We start from the raw sequence: 22,197 nt of genomic DNA, 5'->3' as shown, positions 1-22,197 counted from the left end.
TTTTATGAGTGCTGAGTTAAATAAAGTTAAAGACTTTGAAGAAAAAGGTTTTGTACCTGTTAATAGACCTGATTTGAAACCTTATAAAATGACTATTCCTTTTAACTGGGATATGAATCCATATGAAGATTCAAACTGGCGTTTTCAGTTACATACCTTAAGGTATCTTACAATATATATGGGAGCTTTCAAGCAATCTAAAGAGGAAAAGTATATTTATAAAATGCTTGAATGGATAGAGGACTGGTATAATTTTTGTCAAAATAACGAAGTCGAATATGCTTGGCATGATATGGCTACAGGGATTAGAGCAGAAAAAATATATCTTTTAGTTAAAATGTGTGATGATTACTCAATACCTAAGCCTAAGTTTATTTATAATCTTATCAACACCCATCTTTCTGTAATGATGGAAGGTGAATTTTTTAGAAGCAATCATAACCATGGATTGTATGTAATTCATGGAATAAGGTGCCTTGCTGAATTAATTGATGATAACGATTATATACTAAAATATTGTGAATTAGGATGGAACGAGATACTCGACAATCAATTAGATGAAAACTATATACATAAGGAACATTCTCCTCATTATCATTTTCTATTTGTTGAAACTTTAGAAAGGTATATAAAGACAGGTTTTTATAAAGATTTCTCTAAGATGCATACATATCTTAAAGAAGCTGAGAAAAATTGTAGTTTTCTAAGACTTCCTGATGGTAGAGAGTTACCTTTCGGTGATACCGACAATGCATTACCTAGCGAAGATGCTAGTAGATATGAATTAAACAATAATGATAAGCTATCTTTATCTGGATATTTTGTATTTAAAAATATTCAGGATTTGACTTACTTAGCTCTAACCAATAATTATCATAGTACTATTCACAAGCATTGGGATAACTTATCTTTTATCTTTGGTTACAAAGGTCAAGATATACTCATGGATCCTGGGAAGTATAAGTATGAAAGAAGTAAATTAAGAAGCTTAGTCATGTCTTCTGAATGTCATAATACTATTAATATAGATGGTCTTGATTGGGGTCGGAGTAACTTAGTAAAAGATTCTTTGAAACTAGATAGTTATATCAAAGATAATGGAGATGTTCTTTGCCTTTCTAAAATGTCCTTGAAAACACGTAATAATACGTTATTGATTGAAAGAAAGTTGAGTTTTGATGGTAGTAAGTTAATAGTCAACGATCATGTAGATAAAGAAGGTTTGTATCGCTCAAATTTTATATTAAACCGTGATGCTAAGCTAGTAAGTATCGATAAGGAAGGAGTTTTTGTATTTAGTTTCAAAGGTGTTAAAGTAAGCTTTAGGTTTTTTAATAACTTTGGAGAAGTATTAATTCCAATAGTTGATAATACACCAGTCTCTTATGAGTATGGGTCTTACCATGAAAGTCTTACTCTATTTGTTACCTTTAAAAGTACTTTAAAAACTGAAATATCTATAATTAATGAAAATTAATAAATTTTTAAAAAGTGTCATCTGAAGTATTCAAGGTAAAAACATCATGGATGTAAATGTTATAGCAAGTTTAAAAAGAAGTATTATTAATAGAAATGGTCTTATAAAACTGGAGACTGAAGAATTAGAAGATTTACAGTATGCTTTTTATCTAAGGCATAGTAAGGGGCTAGAAAAGCAGTTCTATACTAGTAGCCCTAGTAAGTGTTTCGACGTGAGTTTTGATAAAGGTGATTACTTAGGTACTTTTTATTACATGTATAATAAAAAGAGAGTGAGTTTTAAGGTCAACTTTTACATAGATGATCAAAAAAATTTAGTTGAGTTAAACCTAAAGAATATCGTTGAAGAAGTTGGGTACAAGATAGATTACTATAGTGTAGGTTCAAAAAAAACTTTTATTGTTTTTAATGGAGCTGGTTCTACCAAAACAGCAAATCCATTTGGGTTAAACTATCTAGTTAAAAATGGCTTTAATGTTGTCTCATGTCTTCAGAATGATAATCAATACCAAGAGTTATCTTTTAAAGACTTCGAAAAATATATTTATCCTCTTGTCCATAATCATGATGTATATTTATATGGGAGTTCATTGGGTGGTTATTGTGCTTTATATTACGCTGGGGCAGTAAATGGAACGGTAATTTCTGCTGCTCCTAGAAACTCATCTCATCCTCTTTTAGTGGATCAATTAAAAGACAAGTCTTACTTTGGTAATCAAGAGTTTAAACATTTAAGTTTTAATGAAAATAAAATATCTAGTAAGGATATATATATTTTTTTCGATCCGCATGTTAAGGAAGATGTTTATTTCATAGATAATGTTGTCAAAAGTAATTTTGAAAATATAAAGCTTTTTGAATGTAATCACTCAGGCCATCAAGTTTTGTATCATTTGAATAAAACAAAACAATTAGGTAATGTCCTTAAATCAATCACTAATGGATTAGACCCTGTTATAGATGAAATAGAAAGTTGCTATACCTATATTGGGAAAGCAAAATATTATTTCTCTAGAAAAGATTACGAGAAAGCTGTGTTTTTTTCAGAAAAATCTTTGGAAGATAAGTTTATAGATGAAAAGTTCAGATTAAGGTTTGAAAAACTTCATGAAGCTGCAGTTAGAAATTATGAACTTAGTAAAAATACGCTATAATCTAAAATCATCTTAAACACATATTTAGGAAGCTGGTAGTGACTAAAAGATTTATACGTTTGAAGGAGCTAAAAGCTGACTTAAATAAGGTTTATACACCAAGTGAAGAGTATTTGGAAATAAATACGAAATTGCAAAGTAATGAAGTTTATAATGTTATTACTAATTCTGAATGTAATCAAATTAGTACATGGGAACATGAGTCAAAAGATAAGATATACCTTTTAGGTGATTCCTCGATTGAGTCTATCTATACTAGAGCTACTATGAGACCTCATAGTATATTGGAAAAATTAATTCTTGAAAGCGGGTATAATCATTCTGTTATTAATCAAGGTGTATCTGGAGCACAGTCTTTAAATATACTCAACTTAATTATTAATAAACTAGGGAATAAACAAGGTTCTACTGTAATAGTTTCCCTTCCAAGTAACGACTCTAGTGTTTTGAGTTTAGAGGGTGGCTACTACAATAATCATTGGAGGTACTCTTCTATTGTTCCAGCGCTTAATAAAAATGTCCCGCGTACTGTTATTAAAGACTACGATGCTTACATCAGAAATATAGAAATGATTATTAGTGTATGTAGGATATTAGGACTGAATTTGTTTTTAACTAGTATAATATATACAGGTGAAAATAAGAAGTATGAAAAACTTAATAAACTAATAAAATCTATTTGTAAGTCAAGAGATACAAGCTTTATTAATCTTGAGTGTTTCTTTAAAAGTCGTGCTCACTTGTTCTATGATGAAGTACATCTTCTTCCGCAGGGATCGAAAGAATACGCTGAAATAGTTTTTAGTAACATTAAGAATGTTTTGAAAACTGATAGTGATATACAGATGTCTATTCACAATATATGTGATCATAAAGATCTTTATGAAAAGATTTTTTGGTCCGAATACTTCGACAGTTCTAACCTTGATAATGTCAAAGTCATAATTGATGCAGATTTTTGTTCAGATTGTGAGCGTAAGCAAATTCTTATGTCCGTTGACTATGGAAGAGAAGATGTTAGTACCAGCCTGTTGAAGTCTAGTAATGATAAGATAGGTTATTTTAAGTATATAACAGCTCCAGTTGGTAAGAGAGTAGAGTTAGTAATTGATTTAGAAATACCGTTTAACTGTCTGGAAGTGCGTGTAGGATTAAGAGCTTGGGACAGTAAGAATGTAAGAGTACATAATGCTTTTGTATCATCAATAAGAAAATAATACTGGCTTCATCGGTCTTTATTGAAATTATTGTTTAACGAGTTTATGTTATACAAACTAAGATGTCATTTACTACTATCTAATGTGTCTATTTAATGAGATTTAATTATTTAAAACTAACCCTTATGAATATTGTAATTTCCATATAAGTTTTTATCTTAGAACGAAGCTATTCGCTAGTGTTTTTAATTGTAAGATAGCCTTTAATTTTTGCAAGAATTCTACTCTAGAAAAAGGATTAGGGGTTCTCACAAAGTCGATTAAATAGCATTGTAAACTCTAAGTATTTATATTCTAGATTCATTAAATATCAATTATCTGTTACTTTATAATATCCAATCAACATACAGATCTAACTTTGGAAGAAATATTTATGAGGACAATCAAAGATGAACAAGATTTAAAGAAGTATATCTATAACTTAGAAAGAGAAAATGAATCTCTTAAGAAGTCTCATAGCTACAGAGTAGGTAAGTCGTTAATAAGTATAAAGGATAATTTGTTAGAAAAGAAATTTAAAAATCTAGTTCCTGCTTCTAAGAGACTATTAGAAGCTACAAAAAAAGCTGAAAAGAAACCCAGCCATGTCGCTATCGATATTAAGAAGATAAATAGCTCGGTCGCGAAAAGTAAAGCTAACCCAGCAGCCTATATAAATTCCATAGATATTCAAGATAGTATCCAGCATTACTTTATCCCTAAAACTAAGTATAAAAAAGTAGTAGGTGTATTCTTCCTAGATAGCAGTAGCATAAGTAATGAATATACAAGCATATTACTGACCCCTGATAATTATAGAGAAACTATTGCTAAGTCTAATATAGACTTTCTAATATTTGACTTGCAGAAATTGAAAGATAACCCTCTATGGTTCGCTTTTGGTACTCACGACTCGATATTTCTACTTAGAAGCTTTGTGCTTAGTGTTAAAAGCCAGCCTTCTATTGTCAAAGTATTGATAGCAAATGAAGATATCACACTATTTCCTTTACTAATGAAACTAAAAGATCTTGGATTTTTTGATGTGACTCAAAGTACCAGCTTTGTAGCTTAATAATTATGTTTACACTAGGTATCTGTTACTGAATTAAATTTCATTGAAAAACATATAGAAGTATAAAATTACTGTCTAAAAAGATTAGTAGTAATTAATTAAGCCATAACATCAGACTATCAGTTCTAGGTACACTTATATGAGTAACATTGCAGTTTTTGGAGATATATCGACTAACGGAATTGACGGATCGTCTATTTGGTTACAATCTATTTGTAATGTATTTGCTTCAGAGGGTCATAACGTCTCTTTAATATTGAGAGATAAACCAATATTGTCGAGCATAACGGATGGTCTTGATAGTAAAGTGATGATTATAAATCCCTGGCAACAAAGCTACAGTGAAATCAGTAGTGAAAATACAATATCTCCTGAAGAGCTAATCAACCTATTAACAGTAATTAACGAAGTAGAAGTACTTGATCATATCATCATGCGCGCTCCTAGGTTTTTGGAAGAACTTTATAGATATACTATGAAAGCGAGAAGTTATGATTTGATCAATAAAGTTGACGCCTATTTTGCAAGATTAAACATATTTAGCGAAGATTATGACTTATCTATTTTATCAACTGTCCATTTTGCCATTAATAGACTGATTGTTCAGACTGAGCAAATGCGCGATTATGCAGAGCAGTTATATCCTAATCTGGTTGGCAAAGTAATTGTCCTAAACCCTATGATTCCAAAAACATACGATATCGAAAATAGTAAAATTGCGAACAAAATAGGACACAAGTCTGTTATCTATGCAGGTAAATTGGATACTAACTATTTAATAGAGGACTATGTAGACAACGCGCCATTAATAAATATATTAGGATTTGATGTTTCTCTAGTAGGCTCTAAATTTAATACAGTTAAGTCGGATAAAACATTTAAGAGCCGTGTTGAAAATAAGATTGAGAGTAGTGATATAGAATGGATTAAAATATTAAGTAGAGAACAAACGATAGAAAAGGTATCAGAAGCAACCTTCTTAGTCTCTATCAGAGCTAAACATTTTGACTCTGATAATGAGATATCAACTAAACTACTGGAAAGTATAGCCTCAGGCACTCTGCCTATTATTAATAAGAATAAGGTTAATATAAGTATAGTAGGAGAAGATTATCCTTTATTTGCTAACTCCTTCGCCGAACTTGAGTTTGTAGTAAGTCAATTTTCTTTAACTATAGAGAACTATAAAAAGGTACTTCGTGACGTTCAAAAAAGAGTCAATAAATACACTTTTAAAAACATATATAATCGACAACTAAAAAATTTCTATGAAAAGAATACTGTTACGATAGATCCATCTTTTATTGTAGAAAAAAAGAAGGTATTAGTAGCTTCTCACGATAATAAGTTTTTGAACCAAGTCTTATTAGGTTTAAAAGACAACGAAGAGATTGAGATTAGATTCGATAATTGGAAAACCACTTCACAGCACGATCAAAAATTATCTGAGCAATTGTTGGATTGGGCAGACATCATCTTGTGTGAGTGGGCAGTTGGCCCAGCAGTATTCTATAGTCAAAATAAACAAGAGCACCAAAAGCTACTGATTAGATTACATCGCTTTGAGATTACTACTGAACAACCCTACAAGATTAATGCAGAAAATGTTGATAGCTTTATAGTAGTCAGCGACTATATTAAAGACTTTTGTATAAAAAACTACCATTGGCCTGAAGATAAGATAACAGTCATGCCTCAATTCGCTGATACTCATCACTTTGAAAGAAGCAAAATTTCTGGTTATAAATATAACCTAGGATTGCTAGGTTGTATTCCAAGTCTAAAGAGATTGGATAGAAGTCTCGATATCTTAGAAGAATTGAGAAAGATAGATAAAAGGTATACTCTGTATATTAAATCAAAAATGCCATGGGATGTGCCTTTTATATGGAATAAAGAAGAAGAGCGAGCTTACTATGCTGACCAAATGAAAAGAATCGAAAGTTCTAAGTGGCTAAAAGATGCAGTAGTGTTCGACAATTATGGCAATAACGTTGCTGTATGGTTCAGAAAGATTGGATGGATATTATCGACTAGTGACATCGAGGGCTGTCATACCGCAGTTGCAGAAGCGATGAGCTCTGGAAGCAAGGCTGTGATTTTTGACTGGCCAGGAGCACAAGATGTTTATTCATTAAATGAAATATTTGTCTCTCCTATAGCTGCAGCTCAGCATATCAATGATAATAGTGAGTTTGTTGAGTATCAATTACAGCAACAAAAAAAATATTGCTTCAGTAAGTTTGATATCAGTAAGACTTTAGAGTTTTATAATAATTTTATTGTTAATAATCAACTAATAAAAACCGATAAAAAGGTGGATATAGTAAAGAGTATTTGAATATAGTAAACAAACTGTCTATCTCAATTTTTATATTTATTGTAATTTATAGATATTATTTTTATAAGTAAAAGATACTAATAGGTAGAAATATTTTTATCCAAAGTATTTTAACGAAAGTTTTATTAATTCTAGTGGACAAAAGGATTAGTGATGTTAGAACGATTAGAAAGAAAAATAAACAATAAGGATGGATTTATAGAGCTAGAAACAGCAGAAATAGGTGGTTTAGAGTATGCTTTTTATTTAAACCATAGCAAAGGTACTGAGAAGTTTTTATATACTACTAAAGCGAGTAATTGTTTCAATATAAAGTTTATTCAGGGTAATTATAGAGCTGTATTTTTCTATAAAGATGGTAATAATATAAGTATTTTTAAGATAGACTTTTATATAGATAGTAACCAAAAACTAGTTGAAGCGGTTTATAGAAAGATTGTTGAAAAAGATGGATATAAAATAGACTTTTATAATATAGGCGCGACTAAAACTTTTGTTGTTTTTAATGGAGCAGGATCAACGAAGAAAACACATCCATTTGGATTGTACTACCTAGTTAAGAATGGTTTTAATGTTGTCGCTTGTTTACAAGAAAACAATCAGTATCAAGACTTATCATTTGAGGATGTAGAAAAATATGTTGGGCCTATTGTCAACGAGCATGATGTATATCTCTATGGTAGCTCTTTAGGTGGTTATTGTGCAGTATACTATGCAGGAGCTCTCAATGGAACAGTAATCGCCTCTGCTCCTAGAAATTCCTCCCATCCTTCTCTAAGAGATAAAGTAAAAGACACCTCTTATTTTATTACACAGCAATTTAAACATGTAAGGTTCAACCAAAATAAAAATTCAGATAAAAAAATCTTCATATTTATTGATCCGTATGTAGATAACGATATTTACTTCCTAAATGAAGTAATTAAGAAAGAATTGAAAAATATAAAGCAGTTTAATTGTAACTATGCAGGACATGAAGTTTTCTTTCATTTGAAAAGCACTAGTCAACTAAAAGAAATTATTAAATCAATAACCAGTGGAAAAGATCCTATAGTTTATGATATTGATAGCTGCTATTCTTATATAGGAATAGCAAAAGACTATCTCAAGAAGAAAGATTATCAAGGTGCTTTATTTTTCTCAGAAAGAGCTCTTGTGGATAAGAGTATAAACAAAGAGTTTAGGAAAAGGTTTGAAAAAGTTAATAGTATTGCTTTTAAAGCCTATCAAAAAAATAAAGAAGCTGTTACTTAGACTTAGAAAATTCTTAATATTAATGGTTTATATTAGAAGATTTAAGTAGTATTTTAACATGCAAATATTCCTAATAGAGTTTCAAGGAAAATAAACTATGGAAAAAAGATATATTCGATTGAAGGAGTTGAAGCCTAATCTATTAAGGAATTATATTCCTAATGAAAAATACCTGAGTTCTACAAATGGTTTACAAGATAATGAAGTATATCCACTTAAAACGGACTCATTTGGTAACCAAGTTAGCAATTTGGAAAGAGAGTCATTAAACGACATATACCTTTTAGGTGCATCTACTATTGAGTCAATATATATTAGACCTAGTGCCAGACCACATAACTATTTAGAGTATCTACTACTAAAAAGCGGTTATGACTATTCTGTTTTTAATTTAGGAGTATCTGGAGCTCATACTCTTAGTATCATTAATGTTATTATCAATAAATTAGGTGATAAGAAAGGCTCTACATTAATTATAACTTTACCTAGTAATGATCTGAGTATTTTAAGTTTCGAAAAAAACTATTTTAACAGTCATCAAAGATTTGCTTCTATTGTTCCAGCTTCAGATAAACGTTTAACCTATAGACCGGTTTTAGATTACAAGCCATATATTAAAAACTTAGAAATCATTGCTAGTATATGTAGAATATTGGAACTGAATTTAATTTTTACTACTGTAGTCTATACTGGTGTTGATGAAAATCTGAGTAAATTGAATTCTTTAGCGATAGAGTTTTGCAAGTCGAATAATATAAAAATTATAGATTTCAAAAATAAGTTCATTGATTCTTCAAATTTATTTTATGATAAATTACATTTCCTTCCTAAAGGTTCTGAGGTTTATGCTAAAACTATTTTCGAAAGTGTAAAAAACAACTTAATAAGTAGAGGTATAGATATTATTGAGACTCATGAGCTAACCTCTAAAACTACTCTAAACAAAAAGATGATTTGGTCTGATTTTTTTAAAGTTGAAGGCTACCATTTTATAAGAGTTATAGTCGATGCTGAGTTTGCTTCTGACTCTGACGTCAAGCAAGCACTTATGTCTGTTGATTATGATGTTAGTCCTATTACTACTAATTTGATAAAATCTCCAAATAATGAAATAGGTTTTTTTTCATATATTACAGGTCAAAAGAATAAAAGAATGGAAGTATTGTTACACATAGATATTCCATCTAACTGTTCAAGAGTTCGTATTGGTTTAAGAGAGTGGTCTAGCCAAAAAGTAAAAATACATAAATCTTTTATAACAATAGTTAAGGTCTAATATGTTAAAGGGTATGACTCTTTCCATAAGCAATAATAGAAATATTAAAATAGCTATTATTAATGATAGTTTAACATCTTTAGCACTAGATAAAACAACAGTAAGTATTTTTCAAATTAGAAATAAAAATTGGGTGCAATTGTTTAAAATATTTAAACCTAGTTTCATATTGGTCGAATCAGCATGGCGCGGTCACAAAGACAAATGGCGCTACAAGATAGCCAATTATCCTGATTACCCTGAGCGAACTAATGTCGAGCTGCGTAAGCTGTTAGAGTTGGCGGATAAATACAATATTCCAGCGGTGTTTTGGAATAAAGAAGACGGCGCGCATTTTAATCGCTTTATCGACTCCGCCAGTTTATTTAAATATGTACTGACCGTTGATTCAAACTGTGTCGAACGCTACCAATCTATATTAGGTAAGAGCGTAAAAGTAGGGGTGCTACCCTTTGCCGTGCAGCCTAAGTTTCATCACCCCAGCGATTTACCACCACGTTATAACGAAAGCTTATTTGTCGGTAGCTACAGTCATCATATTCATAGTGTACGCAAGCAATGGCAGGATATGGCATTTACCGCCGCTTCACCTTATGGCCTGACCATCGTCGACCGTAACTCTGACCGTAAGTCTGACGTCTATCGTTATCCTGATTTGCCAAATATGACCATCAAACCTGCTGTGCCTTATGACCAGACAGGTGAGCTATTTAGGCAGTATTCGCACTGCTTAAATGTCAATACCGTCACCGACTCTCCGAGTATGTTTTCCCGCCGTCTGATCGAGATTATGGCTTGCGGGCGTTTGGCGGTGACCAACCCCAGTTTGGCCGTTAGTACCCGCTTTGAAGGGATGTGCGAAGTCATTGATAATAAAGAACAAGCGGATGAATTGTTCGCGCAATTATCTAAAGGCTATACCAAACAACAAAAAGAGATGATGCGTTACGCAAGTGATCATGTATTGCAAAATTACAATTATGATAAATGGTTACAACGCATTATTGAGTTTATTGATTTATAGTAGACGATTAACTTTCTATTAGACTTCTTTATTACTATGCCTACATCTACTATCACCCACGCCGTTATCCCCGTCGCAGGCTTTGGCACCCGTATGTTGCCGCTGTCTAAATCAGTGCCAAAAGAGCTGCTGCCACTTGGTAATCGCCCTGCCATTCATTATGTCGTTGAGGAGGCTATCGCTGCGGGTGTCAAGCATATTGTATTGGTCGGCCACGCACAAAAAGGCGCAATTGAAAACTACTTCGATATCAATGCTGAGCTCGATAACCAATTACGTCACAAAGGTAAAGACGAGCTAGCAGACAGCTTGAATTGGTTACCAGACGATGTGACGGTGTCGATGATCCGTCAAGGTAAGCCGTTAGGGTTGGGTCATGCGGTGTTGGCCGCGCGTCCTATTATCGGCGCACATGACTTTGCTGTCCTATTACCGGATGTCGTCCTCGACCCCTTTACCACTGATATGTCCACTGACAATTTGGCCTTTATGCTGGAAGCCTTTGCTAAAGACAGCCATTCTCAAATCTTGGTAGATAAAGTCGCCGATGAAGACGTGCATAAGTACGGTATCGCTCAATTAGATGAAGCCTCTAGCGATGCTAACAAGGTAGATGATCAAAAGTCGGTAAATGCCAGCTTTAAAGTCGCAGGCTTTGTAGAAAAGCCGAGTTTAGACGATGCGCCATCCAACTTAGCGGTGGTCGGCCGTTATGTATTTAGCAATCAAATCTTTGATTATCTAGCCAATACCACAGCCTCGGTCGGCGGTGAGATTCAGCTGACTGATGCGATTGATGCCCTTATTAACGAATACGGCGTCAATGTCACGACCATGCGCGGCGATAGCTATGATGCAGGCGATATGCGCTCATATATGCAGGCATTTATCTATTTTGCTGAGCAGCAACTAGCAGATGCTAAATAATTGACAGGTAATATCACTAATGAATAGTATCAAGGATGATAGCGCCTATAACAGCGCGCGCCGCTCTAAGTACTGGCAGCAGTTGCAAAGCCTAGCGGCTCAGCCTTGGTCGCTTACCACCTTGTTTGCGCAAGATGATGAGCGTGCCACGCGCTTTAGCACGCAAGCGGGTGCGCTCTATATGGACTATAGCAAACAGCGTATCGATGATACGGTGTTATCCAATCTGCTACATTTGGCAGAAAGCTGCGATTTATCGGCTCGTATTACAGCACTATTACAAGGGGCGATGGTCAATACCAGTGAGCAGCGTGCCGCCCTGCATACCGCGTTACGCTTACCTGAAAGTGCGAAGCTACAAGTCGATGAGCAAAATGTAGTGGCAGATGTACATCATAGTCTGGCGCAGGTAGCTAGGCTATCTGAGCGTGTCCGTAGTGGTACATGGCGCGGTTTTTCGGGTAAGGCGATTACCGATGTCGTCAATATCGGCGTTGGTGGTTCTGATCTTGGGCCACTAATGGCGACGACCGCACTTGATGAATGGGCAGATACGGATATTGAAGTGCACTTTGTCTCCAATATGGACGGCACTCATCTTGATCATCTGCTTAAGCACCTAAATCCTGAAACCACTTTATTTATCATCTCTTCTAAATCCTTTGGCACCGTTGATACCTTATCTAATGCGAAGACGGCATTGTCATGGCTACTTGCCACTGCCAAGCGCCGTGATGGGACAGAGGGTAGCGTGTTACGTCGCCACTTTATCGGTATATCGGCCAACTGTGACAAGATGAGCGCATGGGGTATCCATCCTGAGCACCAGTTGCAGCTCTGGGAGTGGGTCGGTGGTCGATTTTCGTTGTGGTCGGCGATTGGACTGGCGATTGCGATTCGTATTGGCATGGCAGGGTTTAAAGCGCTATTGGCTGGCGCGCATAGTATGGATGAGCACTTTGCGCAGGCGGAATTTGCTCAAAACTTACCAGTATTGTTAGGTTTACTTGCCGTTTGGAACAGTACCTTTTTGCGAGTAAATGCACATACGGTACTGCCTTATGATGGGCGTCTAAGCTATTTGCCAAGCTACTTAACCCAGCTTGAGATGGAGAGTAATGGCAAGTCGGTTACCCAGCATGGCGATCGTATTGATTATGATACCTGTCCGATACTATGGGGCGAGATTGGCTCCAATGCGCAGCATGCGTTTTATCAGCTGCTACACCAAGGGACGCAGCAGGTCTCTTGTGATTTTATCGCATGCGTGCGTCGTTATAGTGGTAAGGTCCACAATGCCTCATTGCAACAGCAACATGAATTATCGTTAGCGAACTGCCTGGCGCAAAGCCGTGTATTGGCCTTTGGTAATGCTGCGATTGCAGAGACTGTTACTGACTCAGCAACAACGGTCTCTGAGGCCGATAAGTACAAGTACTATCATGGCAACCAGCCATCAACGACACTCCTTATCGATGAGCTGACGCCGCATAGCTTGGGGGCACTGATTGCCCTGTATGAGCATAAAGTCTATGTGATGGCCAGTATTTGGGACATCAATCCGTTTGATCAATGGGGCGTTGAGATGGGTAAGCTGATGGCGGAGTCGGTACATCATGCGATGCAGCAAGAGGATAGTGCTCTATTTGATACCTCTACGGATCAGCTCTTACAGCACATTAGACAGCTATCTTAGCGGTTGTCATTCTAGGGTTGTCATCTTAAAGTTTATAACTTTGGCTCATTCTCAACTTAATACGAAACCATCGTAGGCTGGGTTTTTAATCCTGAGAAACGTTAAAAAACTGCACTGCAATTTTAGTTTCGCAAGAGAAATTCTTTAAATAGAATTTCTGTAAGATAATTCGGAAAATATAGCGCATTGCTTCACCGTAGCCTACGCCAACTTAGTTTTTCTGTATCGCTTGTAAAGCAAGCCAATCGTATTAGAAAGGATATCAGATGTCTGTCAATCTAAGCCATGCCGATAATATTAATAATAAAGCAGAAGTCTGCGTCATTGTAGGTCACGGTATCGAGGCCATTACCAGTGCTGTAGTGCTGGCAAGCTTAGGTCAGACTGTCCATTTATATGCAGACTTAGGGATGCTAGAGCAGCAGTTGCAGCAATATGGCTTTGAGCGGCATTTACAGGGATTATGGCAGATGTATGATCAGCACGAGCAGATTATCAGTCAAGCGTTACCAAGCAGTGCCAACAAGCTGTTGCAAATCTATGAAACCGCCAACAATGACAGTGGACCACGCTCAGAAGTGGCGCTTTATTGGCTGTTTTTGGACAGTATAAAATCGGTATGGATGGATGAGAACTGGATTACCGCCTTCAATCATAGTCATCAGCAGACGTTGCCTGTGATTATAAGTGGCATTGAGCAATTAGGGCATATCTCAGCGCTTGCCCAGCGCTTGCAACGTGCGTGGGTATATTATATACCTTTTGTATTTTTACAAGATGGTGCTGCCTATAGCTCGATGTTGAATCCTTCCTTATGGCTACTTGGTGAAAAGACAGCGGACAGTAGCCGCCAGCATCTAAGTGCGCTACAGCCTTTGATGCAACAAGCTCGTGTCAATCATAATGCCGATATCGCAACGATAGAGTTTGCCCGCAGTAGCATCATGAGTATGCTCGCGACGCGAGTAAGCTTTATGAATGAGATGTCGCGCCTTGCTGATAGTCACGACGTCGATATCCAGCAAGTCAGTCACATCATGGGATTAGATGAGCGCGTTGGGAGTAGCTATTTGCAAGCGGGCTGGGGCTTTGGTGGTAATACGCTACCGACGGAGCTGCTACAGCTACAGCAATCGGGGCAAGCGAGCCGCGTAGACATGCCGATGCTACAGTCAGTGCTCGATATCAATGAAGACCAAAAAGAGCTGATATTTCGTAAGTTCTGGCAATATTTCGATGGTTTTATCGATAATAAGACGGTGATGATTTGGGGCGGCAGCTATAAGTCAGGGTCCGGTCGCACCGTAGGATCAGCGATTCATCCACTGTTAGCATTGCTATGGTCGTATAATATTCAGACGATTGTCTATAGCGAAAAGGCGCAGACTGAATTAGAGACACTATACGGCAAGCAGCCTTTATTAACGTTAGTTGAAGATCCTTATGCAAGGCTTGATGATACTCAAGCCTTGTTTATCATGAGCTGGCCATTGGACAAGGATTTGGATATCAGTCAAATCAACAAAACCGCGCAACCTATATTTGATACGCAAAACGCTTTAACCTTTACCCAGATGGATAATCTGATCGGTGATTATGTAGGCATTGGCCGCGCTAAATAATCAGCGTTTATTCATACATAGTAGATCGACTATAAGATAAATACAGCGCTACTGGGTTAAATAATGCCTTTTCTATAATCTTATACCTAAGATTTTGTTTGGACAAAGTTTTAAGCCAACACCGCGCCTTGCTCGCTCAACCATACTTTTATTTCTCGTACCTTATCAGCTAACAACGATTTATCACCACGGGTTTCGATATTAAGCCTAACGAGCGGTTCGGTGTTGGAGGCGCGTAGATTCAGTCGCCAATCACCAAAGTCGAGACTTAAGCCATCAAGCATCGATTTGCTTGGGTTCTCAGCGCTAAACTTATCTTCGATAGCACGAATGATGGTCGGCGCATCACTTGTGGTGAGACGAAAATTAAGCTCTCCTGAGCTAGGATACGCGTGAATATAGCCTGTGACCAACACAGACAGCGTCTTACCCGTAATGGATAACAGCTCAATGGTCAAAAGCCACGGAATCATACCGCTGTCACAATAGAAAAAGTCGCGAAAATAGTGATGGGCGGACATCTCACCACCATAGACGGCGCCTGACTCGCGCATGACTTGCTTGATAAATGAATGCCCAGACTTACTGATGACCGCCTTGCCGTTGTGTGCTTCGATGACTGCTTCAGTGTTATATATTACCCGGGGATCATAGACGATGGATTCATTTGGATATTTATTTAAAAAGGCCTGCGCGAGCATGCCAACGACGTAGCTACCATCAATAAACTCGCCATTCTCATCGAATAAAAAACAGCGATCAAAATCGCCATCAAAAGCAACGCCAAGGTCAGCGTTGTTTTCTAATACGGCCTGTTTGGTTGCCACTCTATTGGCTTCAATCATAGGATTGGGAATGCCGTTAGGGAAGCTGCCGTCTGGCGTATGATGCAGTTTAATTACTTCAATGGGTGCGCCCGCTTGTGCAAGCTTCTCAATCAATAAATCAACGACAGGGCCTGCACTGCCATTACCAGAGTTGATAACCAGTTTGAGCGGTTTGAGCTTGTCGATATCGATAAAGCTGATAACATGATCAATATAGGCGCTTTTATCAGCTAATAATTGCAGTTTTCCTAATTGGTTACTATTGTTAAACTGCCCTGATTCTGCCAATGCTTGAATCTCTGCCAGACCCTCATCTGCACTGATGGGTTTTGAATGCTCTTTTACCAGTTTTAGACCATTATAATTAATAGGGTTGTGGCTGGCTGTGACTTCGATACCGCCTAATGCCTGATAGTAACTGGTGGCAAAATATACCTCTTCTGTCCCCGTCATACCCAAGTCAATGACATCGACACCTGCGTCAATGATGCCCTTGAGGGTCGCCTGTTTTAACTGCTCGCTTGAGTGGCGAATATCACTACCAATAACGATAGCAGGTTGTAAGTCCGTCAAATCGCTATCTTGCTGATCGGTTGCTGCGTTATAACGCTGATATAAAATCTGTGCAAAGGCGCGCCCAATACGATAAGCGATAGCTTCATCTAGGTTGACCCCAAGCTCACCACGAATATCATAAGCTTTAAATGAGCTGATGGTAATAGGGTTAAATTCGGTCGCTGGCTGGTAGCTCGGGGTCGCAGAAGTAGACATAATGACAAGATTCCTTATGCTAAAGCAGTAATAAGATGATAAACGAGATGGCACAATTATAAGCGAATCTGCATTCAATGCTACACTAATGACAAAATCGTTATAAAATTAACGTCATTCTATTCAACAATAAATAAAAGTTGTAGGCTGGGGTTTTAACCCAGCATTGTAATGTTGCAAAATCTCAAATCTGGGTTAAAAACCCAGCCTACGCTAACAAATTTAATGGGTTAAGCCATTAGATAATGAGTAGTAAATATAAGCAATAATAAAAAGATAAGAGTATCTGTTATGAGCCATCAAGACATAAAACCCCAAGACAGTTTAGATAAGAATCTTCAAGTTCTGCCTCCCAAACCTGTGCAAGGCACTCCAGAAGCGAGTGGGCAACTTGATGACTTGTTAGCACTGATGGCGCGGCTACGCGCTGACTGTCCGTGGGATAAAAAACAAAGCAATCATAGCCTCATTCCCTATGCCATTGAAGAAGCCTATGAGCTAGGCGAGGCGGTACAAAGCGATGATGATGAAGATATCAAAGGTGAGCTTGGCGATGTGCTGCTACAAGTTGTCTTTCATTGTCAGATGTACGCAGAGCAAGGTCGTTTTGAGATGGGCGATGTCATTACCACTCTCCAAGAAAAGCTAATTCGCCGTCATCCGCACGTATTTGAAGCCGAAACCCTAACAGACGAGGCAGCGGTTAAGGAACGCTGGGATGAGATTAAATTGGAGGAGCAGCAAGCACGCGAGGCACGTGGCAAACTAAAACGTCGTTTGGATAATGTTAAAGCGGGTAGTGCTTTGATGCAAGCGCAAGAGGTACAAAAGCAGGCGTCAAAGTTAGGCTTTGATTGGGAAGGCGTAGCAGGCGCTTTTGAAAAACTTGAAGAAGAGATTAGTGAATTGAAGGCTGAGCTAACAGAGAAGTCTAAATTTGAAATTGAAGCCAATATTAGTGATATTGAAAAAGAGCTGGGCGATTGCATGTTTGCCCTAGTCAACGTCGCGCGCAAACTTAACCTTGACGCTGAGACCGCAACGTTGACTTGTGTACACAAATTTAAGTCGCGTTTTGGTTATATTGAAGAACAACTGGCTGCTGCTGGCAAGCTTGTCGAGGACAGCGATATTACAGAGATGGACGCTCTATGGGACGCGGCGAAACGACATGAAAGATCGTTATGAGTACTTATCATAAAGCCCCGTTCGTTCGTTTATTAATGATCGCTACTTTGGGCTTTACTTTGGTTATTATAATAGCCAGTAGTGCAAATGCAGCGCCCTGTTTTGACAATCCACAAAGCGCTTATAAGTACCTGTTGGCGCAGGAAAATGCTAAAACCCAAGCGCGTGAGCAAGCGACAGTGAATATCAATCTTGCCTCCGAGGGAGAGCTGGTTTCACTAAACGGTATCGGTAGCAGTAAAGCCCAGGCGATTATTTTATATCGTGACATGTTTGGCGATTTTAAAAGCGTTGATGAGCTAGCAAAGGTCAAAGGTATCGGCGCAAAAACGGTTGAGAAAAATAGAGGACGGCTAAGCGTACAAGATTAATAGGGTTATTTGGCATTAATTAACCCCAGTATTGACAAAATTGCACGTAACTAAATGTCATAACGCACCCAGCACGTGCAAAATTTGTTAAACTAGTGAATACATCCGCCTGATAAACACTGTGTTGGTCAGGGGTGGTTAAAGAATACCGGCGAGGAGTAGATGCATGGCCGAGCGTGCCGCCAAGCAATTAGAGCTAAACAAATCTGAATTACCCAATTCCATTACTGAAGTGATCGCGACATTGACCCGAGCTGGGTTCGATGCTTATATCGTCGGTGGCGGCGTGCGCGATACCTTGCTAGGCCTGCGCCCAAAAGACTTTGATGCGGTCACCGATGCCAAACCGCATGAGATCAAAGACGTCTTTGGTAAGCGTTGTCGCATTATCGGTCGCCGCTTTCAGTTGGCGCATGTGTACTCCGGGCGCGAGTTGATTGAAGTGGCTACTTTTCGCGGGCCGCCAACAAGTGACGCCAATACCAATCAAGATGGTATGATCTTGCGTGACAATGTCTGGGGCGATATCAAAAAAGACTTCTCTCGTCGTGATTTTTCTATTAATGCACTTTATTATCAGCCGCTCAAAGGTGTGGTTCATGATTTTTGCGGGGCGCTGGAAGACATTGATAATAAAATCATTCGCCTATTAGGTCATGCACCCGTTCGTATTGAAGAAGATCCGGTAAGATTGTTACGGGCGCTGCGTTTTAAAGCCAAATTGGGTTTTGAATTTGACAAAGAGCTGTCCGAGCAGTTTCATGACGATAATTGGGCGCTGCTCGATCAAATATCTCCGCATCGCCTTTATGATGAAACCCAGAAGATGTTTACTGGCGGCTACTTAGTACCATTGTTGCCGCTATTGTTTGAGTCGGGTGCGATTGACAGCTTGGTTATCTATCCGCCATCTGAGCCAAGCGCTTTAGTCAAACAAGTCGCCATCAATACGGATAAACGCATTGCAGCGGGCAAAAGCATCAATCCCGCATTCTTCTATGCAGCTCTATTGTGGGAAAACTACTTACATCAGCTAGAAAAAGCCAAAAAGCGTAACATGCCTTTTGCAGAAGCACAGATGTATGCGGCTGGTAAGGTTATTGATCGCCAACGTATCAAGACTGCGATTCCAAAGTTTGCTGAGCAATTTATCCGTGATATTTGGATATTGCAGCCAAAGCTTGCTGCTCCGCGTAACAAGCAAATCGTTCAGCTTTCTGAACATCCACGCTTTCGTGCTGGTTTTGACTTTTTGTTATTGCGTGAGCAGTGCGGGGATGCTGAACATCCATTATCAGAGTCGACCAATGGTATGGGCGACTGGTGGCAGACTTATCAGACTCTATCTGAGCGTCAGCAGCAGCAAGCGATCGATGACTTTGATGAAAGTATTCGCCGCGGTGCTTACAAAAAATCTCACCGTGGTCGCGGGCGCAATCGTCAAAAGTCAGCAGCAGATACCGCTGACAAATGGACGTCTAATCAAAAAAGCGTGTCGGATAGCAAGACTAATGGTAAAGCCAGTAGCAGTGCCGAAGACCGTAATAGTGACCAGACAATGATAAATGTTTCATCAACTATTCCAGCACGTCGCCGCCGCGCTGCCAGTCAGACCACGGCTAAGCAGTCTGATAGCCATAAAGGTAAGACTGATGTTATGCAGCCAGTAAAACAAGCGACTGATGAGCTTGCTCAGTTACAAAAACTGTCTTTGGCTAATAGTAATAAGCAAACCTCGGATAAGCAGCAAAACGCCCAACCTGCGCCGTTGTTCGTCATTGAACACCAAAGCGTCGTGCCGCCATTACAAAAACAGCTATTAGATAGTGATAAGCCTAAGTCAAATGGCGATAAGGCTAAGCATCATCAACAGCCTGAGCAAAAAAAGACCGTCACCAAGAATGTATTGGTCAATAAAGAAGCGCATCAGTCAGAGCACTTAGAAGACAAACCATCACCTTCTACCTCTAAAGAAAAGGCCACTCAAACGATAGCAAGATCGCCTGCGCTCGTCAGTATGAATAACGAGCCGATACCGCATAAGCGTCGCCGCCGTGCGCCTAGCGTTGCTAACAGCGCTAATAATGAGCCTGTATCAAAACCTGCCCCTAAGTACGCAAAAAAAGTACCGAAACCAGCAGAGCAGTCTAACAGTAAGGTTACTACTAAAGCTGAGAAAACGGTAGAGCATAACGAAGCGACGCCAAAGAGCAAGGCCAGTACTAATAAAGCGACTATGCCTGCGAAAGCGAGAAAACCAGCTAAAACCACAGAAACAAATTCTGCTAAAAACAGTCAAACTGCTAACAGCAAGGTTGATTCTGGTAAAGTAATTGATAATAAAGGTCCTGTACCATCAAAGCGTCGTCGTCGGCCTAGTGTTGATAATGTCTAATATGAATAACGATGGGGACAGTGACAAATGGGTGGCGGCCTATGTAGGCTTAGGTAGCAATCTGGCTAATGAGCTAGGTTCGCCTATAGAGCATTTACAGCATGCGCTTGCACTTATGCGCGCGCATCAACAAATACACGACGTTCGGGTTTCTTCGTTTTATGTCTCAGCGCCGATGGGACCGCAAGATCAGCCAGACTTTGTTAATGCGGTGGCGGGTTTTGAGACGATGTTGACCCCTTTTGAGTTGCTTGCATTTTGCCAGCAGTTAGAAGAGCAAGCTAAGCGTGCACGCATACGACGTTGGGGTGAGCGTAGCCTTGATGTCGATATTTTGTTATATGGTGAAGCGCAAATTGCAGAGCCGCAATTAACCATACCGCATGCTGGACTGCTTGAACGTAATTTTGTCTTAATACCGCTACGAGAGCTAGCTCCAGAGCTAGTAGTTGCCAGCAAGTCGATAGATGCTTATCCACAAAGTAAAGATTGGACAGATTTAAAGCTACTATAGTTAATTTATTATTGAATTGAATCAACCATAAAGTAAACATAGCGCTATTGGGATAATTTTTCCTTGCTTGCTGTGCCTACGCAGACAGAGGCTGCGCAAAATTTATCCCAATAGCGCATCACAATTTTTGTGCTTTTTTTGTTTAGGATGACTATATATCAAGCAATTGCTAAGTTTTTTGATCACAAGCAGAATAACAATTACTAATAAGTTAAAAGCATTGCAGATTAATCGAGGGTCATATGACGACGTTATCTACGTTAAATAAGTTTAAAAAAGACGGTACCAAGTTCACGTGTCTGACGTGTTATGACTCAATGTTTGCACGCATGATGGACAAGGCGCAGATTGATACTATCTTGATAGGGGACAGTTTGGGCATGGTCGTCCAAGGTCGCGACTCAACACTGCCAGTTACCGTTGACGATATGGTATATCATACGGCTAATGTCGCGCGGAGTAACGACAGCGCCCTAATATTGGCTGACTTGCCGTTTATGAGCTATGTGACGCTGCCAGACGCAGTAGCCAATAGTCGCAGACTTATGCAAGCAGGGGCACATGTGATTAAGATTGAAGGTGGCGATGAGCTTTGTGAGTTGGTCACCACATTAGCGCAAGCAGGTACGCCCACTTGTGTCCATCTTGGTTTGACCCCGCAATCAGTCAATGTTTTTGGTGGCTACAAAATCCAAGGTCGCGGTGATGCAGCAGCCGATAAACTGTTGTCTGATGCCAAAGCGGTCGTCGCTGCAGGTGCAGCACTGCTAGTATTAGAATGTGTGCCCGCTGAGCTTGCAAAAGCAGTCACCCACGCGGTTGCAGTGCCGGTGATCGGAATCGGTGCAGGTGCAGATACAGACGGTCAAGTATTGGTCATGCATGACATGCTAGGTATGGCACATGGCCGCGTGCCGCGTTTTGTGCATGACTTTTTGACTGATGAGCGCAATACGGCGCATAGTATTGAAGGCGCTTTTGCGCTTTATCAGCAGTCAGTACGCGAAAGCAGTTTTCCAGCAGAGCAGCACCAGTTTAGTTAAGGTGTGCTCCAGCTTTTTACGCTCATCTTTTTATGTTTATAAAG

Annotated in this window: 17 protein-coding genes; 16 read left to right on the top strand and 1 reads right to left on the bottom strand. The window is 38.6% G+C overall.

The annotated features are described in order from the left end of the window. Positions 1-4: 4 nt before the first annotated feature. The 11 genes from Q0890_RS06185 to Q0890_RS06135 all read left to right on the top strand — a co-directional run bounded on the left by Q0890_RS06185 (position 5) and on the right by Q0890_RS06135 (position 15,044). Positions 5-1,477, top strand: a complete 1,473-nt coding sequence (locus Q0890_RS06185; RefSeq protein ID WP_299218649.1) for a heparinase II/III family protein — start codon at positions 5-7, stop codon at positions 1,475-1,477. Between the two features lie 46 nt (positions 1,478-1,523). Next, positions 1,524-2,633: a hypothetical protein gene (locus Q0890_RS06180; protein WP_299218647.1), complete on the top strand. Its 1,110-nt coding sequence runs from the start codon at positions 1,524-1,526 to the stop codon at positions 2,631-2,633. A 38-nt stretch (positions 2,634-2,671) separates the two neighbouring features. Then, positions 2,672-3,850 (top strand): SGNH/GDSL hydrolase family protein, encoded by a 1,179-nt coding sequence (locus tag Q0890_RS06175; protein WP_299218646.1) that lies wholly within the window; start codon positions 2,672-2,674, stop codon positions 3,848-3,850. A 373-nt stretch (positions 3,851-4,223) separates the two neighbouring features. Next, positions 4,224-4,904 (top strand): hypothetical protein, encoded by a 681-nt coding sequence (locus Q0890_RS06170; protein WP_299218644.1) that lies wholly within the window; start codon positions 4,224-4,226, stop codon positions 4,902-4,904. Positions 4,905-5,043: 139 nt separating this feature from the next. Continuing rightward, complete coding sequence (locus Q0890_RS06165; RefSeq protein ID WP_299218642.1) at positions 5,044-7,245, top strand: hypothetical protein; 2,202 nt, start codon at positions 5,044-5,046, stop codon at positions 7,243-7,245. Positions 7,246-7,398: 153 nt separating this feature from the next. Then, a complete protein-coding gene (locus tag Q0890_RS06160) occupies positions 7,399-8,499 on the top strand; it encodes a hypothetical protein (RefSeq protein WP_299218640.1) in 1,101 nt (366 codons plus the stop codon). Between the two features lie 97 nt (positions 8,500-8,596). Continuing rightward, on the top strand, positions 8,597-9,775 hold the full coding sequence (locus tag Q0890_RS06155) for an SGNH/GDSL hydrolase family protein (protein WP_299218638.1): 1,179 nt from the start codon (positions 8,597-8,599) through the stop codon (positions 9,773-9,775). Between the two features lie 133 nt (positions 9,776-9,908). Continuing rightward, entirely contained in the window at positions 9,909-10,799 is an 891-nt protein-coding gene (locus Q0890_RS06150) for a glycosyltransferase (RefSeq protein ID WP_299218636.1), read from the top strand. A gap of 36 nt (positions 10,800-10,835) precedes the next feature. Continuing rightward, positions 10,836-11,726 (top strand): UTP--glucose-1-phosphate uridylyltransferase, encoded by an 891-nt coding sequence (locus tag Q0890_RS06145; protein WP_299218634.1) that lies wholly within the window; start codon positions 10,836-10,838, stop codon positions 11,724-11,726. A gap of 19 nt (positions 11,727-11,745) precedes the next feature. Continuing rightward, on the top strand, positions 11,746-13,422 hold the full coding sequence (gene pgi / locus Q0890_RS06140) for a glucose-6-phosphate isomerase (protein ID WP_299218633.1): 1,677 nt from the start codon (positions 11,746-11,748) through the stop codon (positions 13,420-13,422). A 266-nt stretch (positions 13,423-13,688) separates the two neighbouring features. Further along, positions 13,689-15,044: a UDP-glucose/GDP-mannose dehydrogenase family protein gene (locus tag Q0890_RS06135; RefSeq protein WP_299218631.1), complete on the top strand. Its 1,356-nt coding sequence runs from the start codon at positions 13,689-13,691 to the stop codon at positions 15,042-15,044. 110 nt (positions 15,045-15,154) lie between these two features. Here the strand turns inward: Q0890_RS06135 and Q0890_RS06130 are convergent, their stop codons facing one another. After that, complete coding sequence (locus Q0890_RS06130; protein WP_299218630.1) at positions 15,155-16,642, bottom strand: phosphomannomutase CpsG; 1,488 nt, start codon at positions 16,640-16,642, stop codon at positions 15,155-15,157. A 291-nt stretch (positions 16,643-16,933) separates the two neighbouring features. Between Q0890_RS06130 and mazG the strand changes: the two genes are divergently transcribed. The 5 genes from mazG (at position 16,934) to panB (ending at position 22,153) form a co-directional block, all read left to right on the top strand. Continuing rightward, positions 16,934-17,830: a nucleoside triphosphate pyrophosphohydrolase gene (gene mazG / locus Q0890_RS06125; protein ID WP_299218628.1), complete on the top strand. Its 897-nt coding sequence runs from the start codon at positions 16,934-16,936 to the stop codon at positions 17,828-17,830. After that, on the top strand, positions 17,827-18,201 hold the full coding sequence (locus tag Q0890_RS06120) for a ComEA family DNA-binding protein (protein ID WP_299218626.1): 375 nt from the start codon (positions 17,827-17,829) through the stop codon (positions 18,199-18,201). The genes mazG and Q0890_RS06120 overlap by 4 nt, the downstream gene beginning before the upstream one ends. 166 nt (positions 18,202-18,367) lie before the next feature. Then, the gene (pcnB, locus tag Q0890_RS06115; protein WP_299218624.1) at positions 18,368-20,596 is read left to right on the top strand and encodes a polynucleotide adenylyltransferase PcnB; all 2,229 of its coding nucleotides are present in this window, start codon (positions 18,368-18,370) and stop codon (positions 20,594-20,596) included. A gap of 1 nt (position 20,597) precedes the next feature. Continuing rightward, positions 20,598-21,110 (top strand): 2-amino-4-hydroxy-6-hydroxymethyldihydropteridine diphosphokinase, encoded by a 513-nt coding sequence (gene folK / locus Q0890_RS06110; RefSeq protein WP_299218622.1) that lies wholly within the window; start codon positions 20,598-20,600, stop codon positions 21,108-21,110. A 242-nt stretch (positions 21,111-21,352) separates the two neighbouring features. Continuing rightward, a complete protein-coding gene (panB, locus tag Q0890_RS06105; protein ID WP_299218620.1) occupies positions 21,353-22,153 on the top strand; it encodes a 3-methyl-2-oxobutanoate hydroxymethyltransferase in 801 nt (266 codons plus the stop codon). Positions 22,154-22,197 lie beyond the last annotated feature (44 nt).

This window comes from uncultured Psychrobacter sp., from assembly GCF_947488565.1.
Taxonomy (GTDB): Bacteria; Pseudomonadota; Gammaproteobacteria; order Pseudomonadales; family Moraxellaceae; genus Psychrobacter; species Psychrobacter saeujeotis.
Note: the sequence above shows the minus strand (reverse complement) of the source record. Positions and strands in the feature narration are given on the sequence as shown.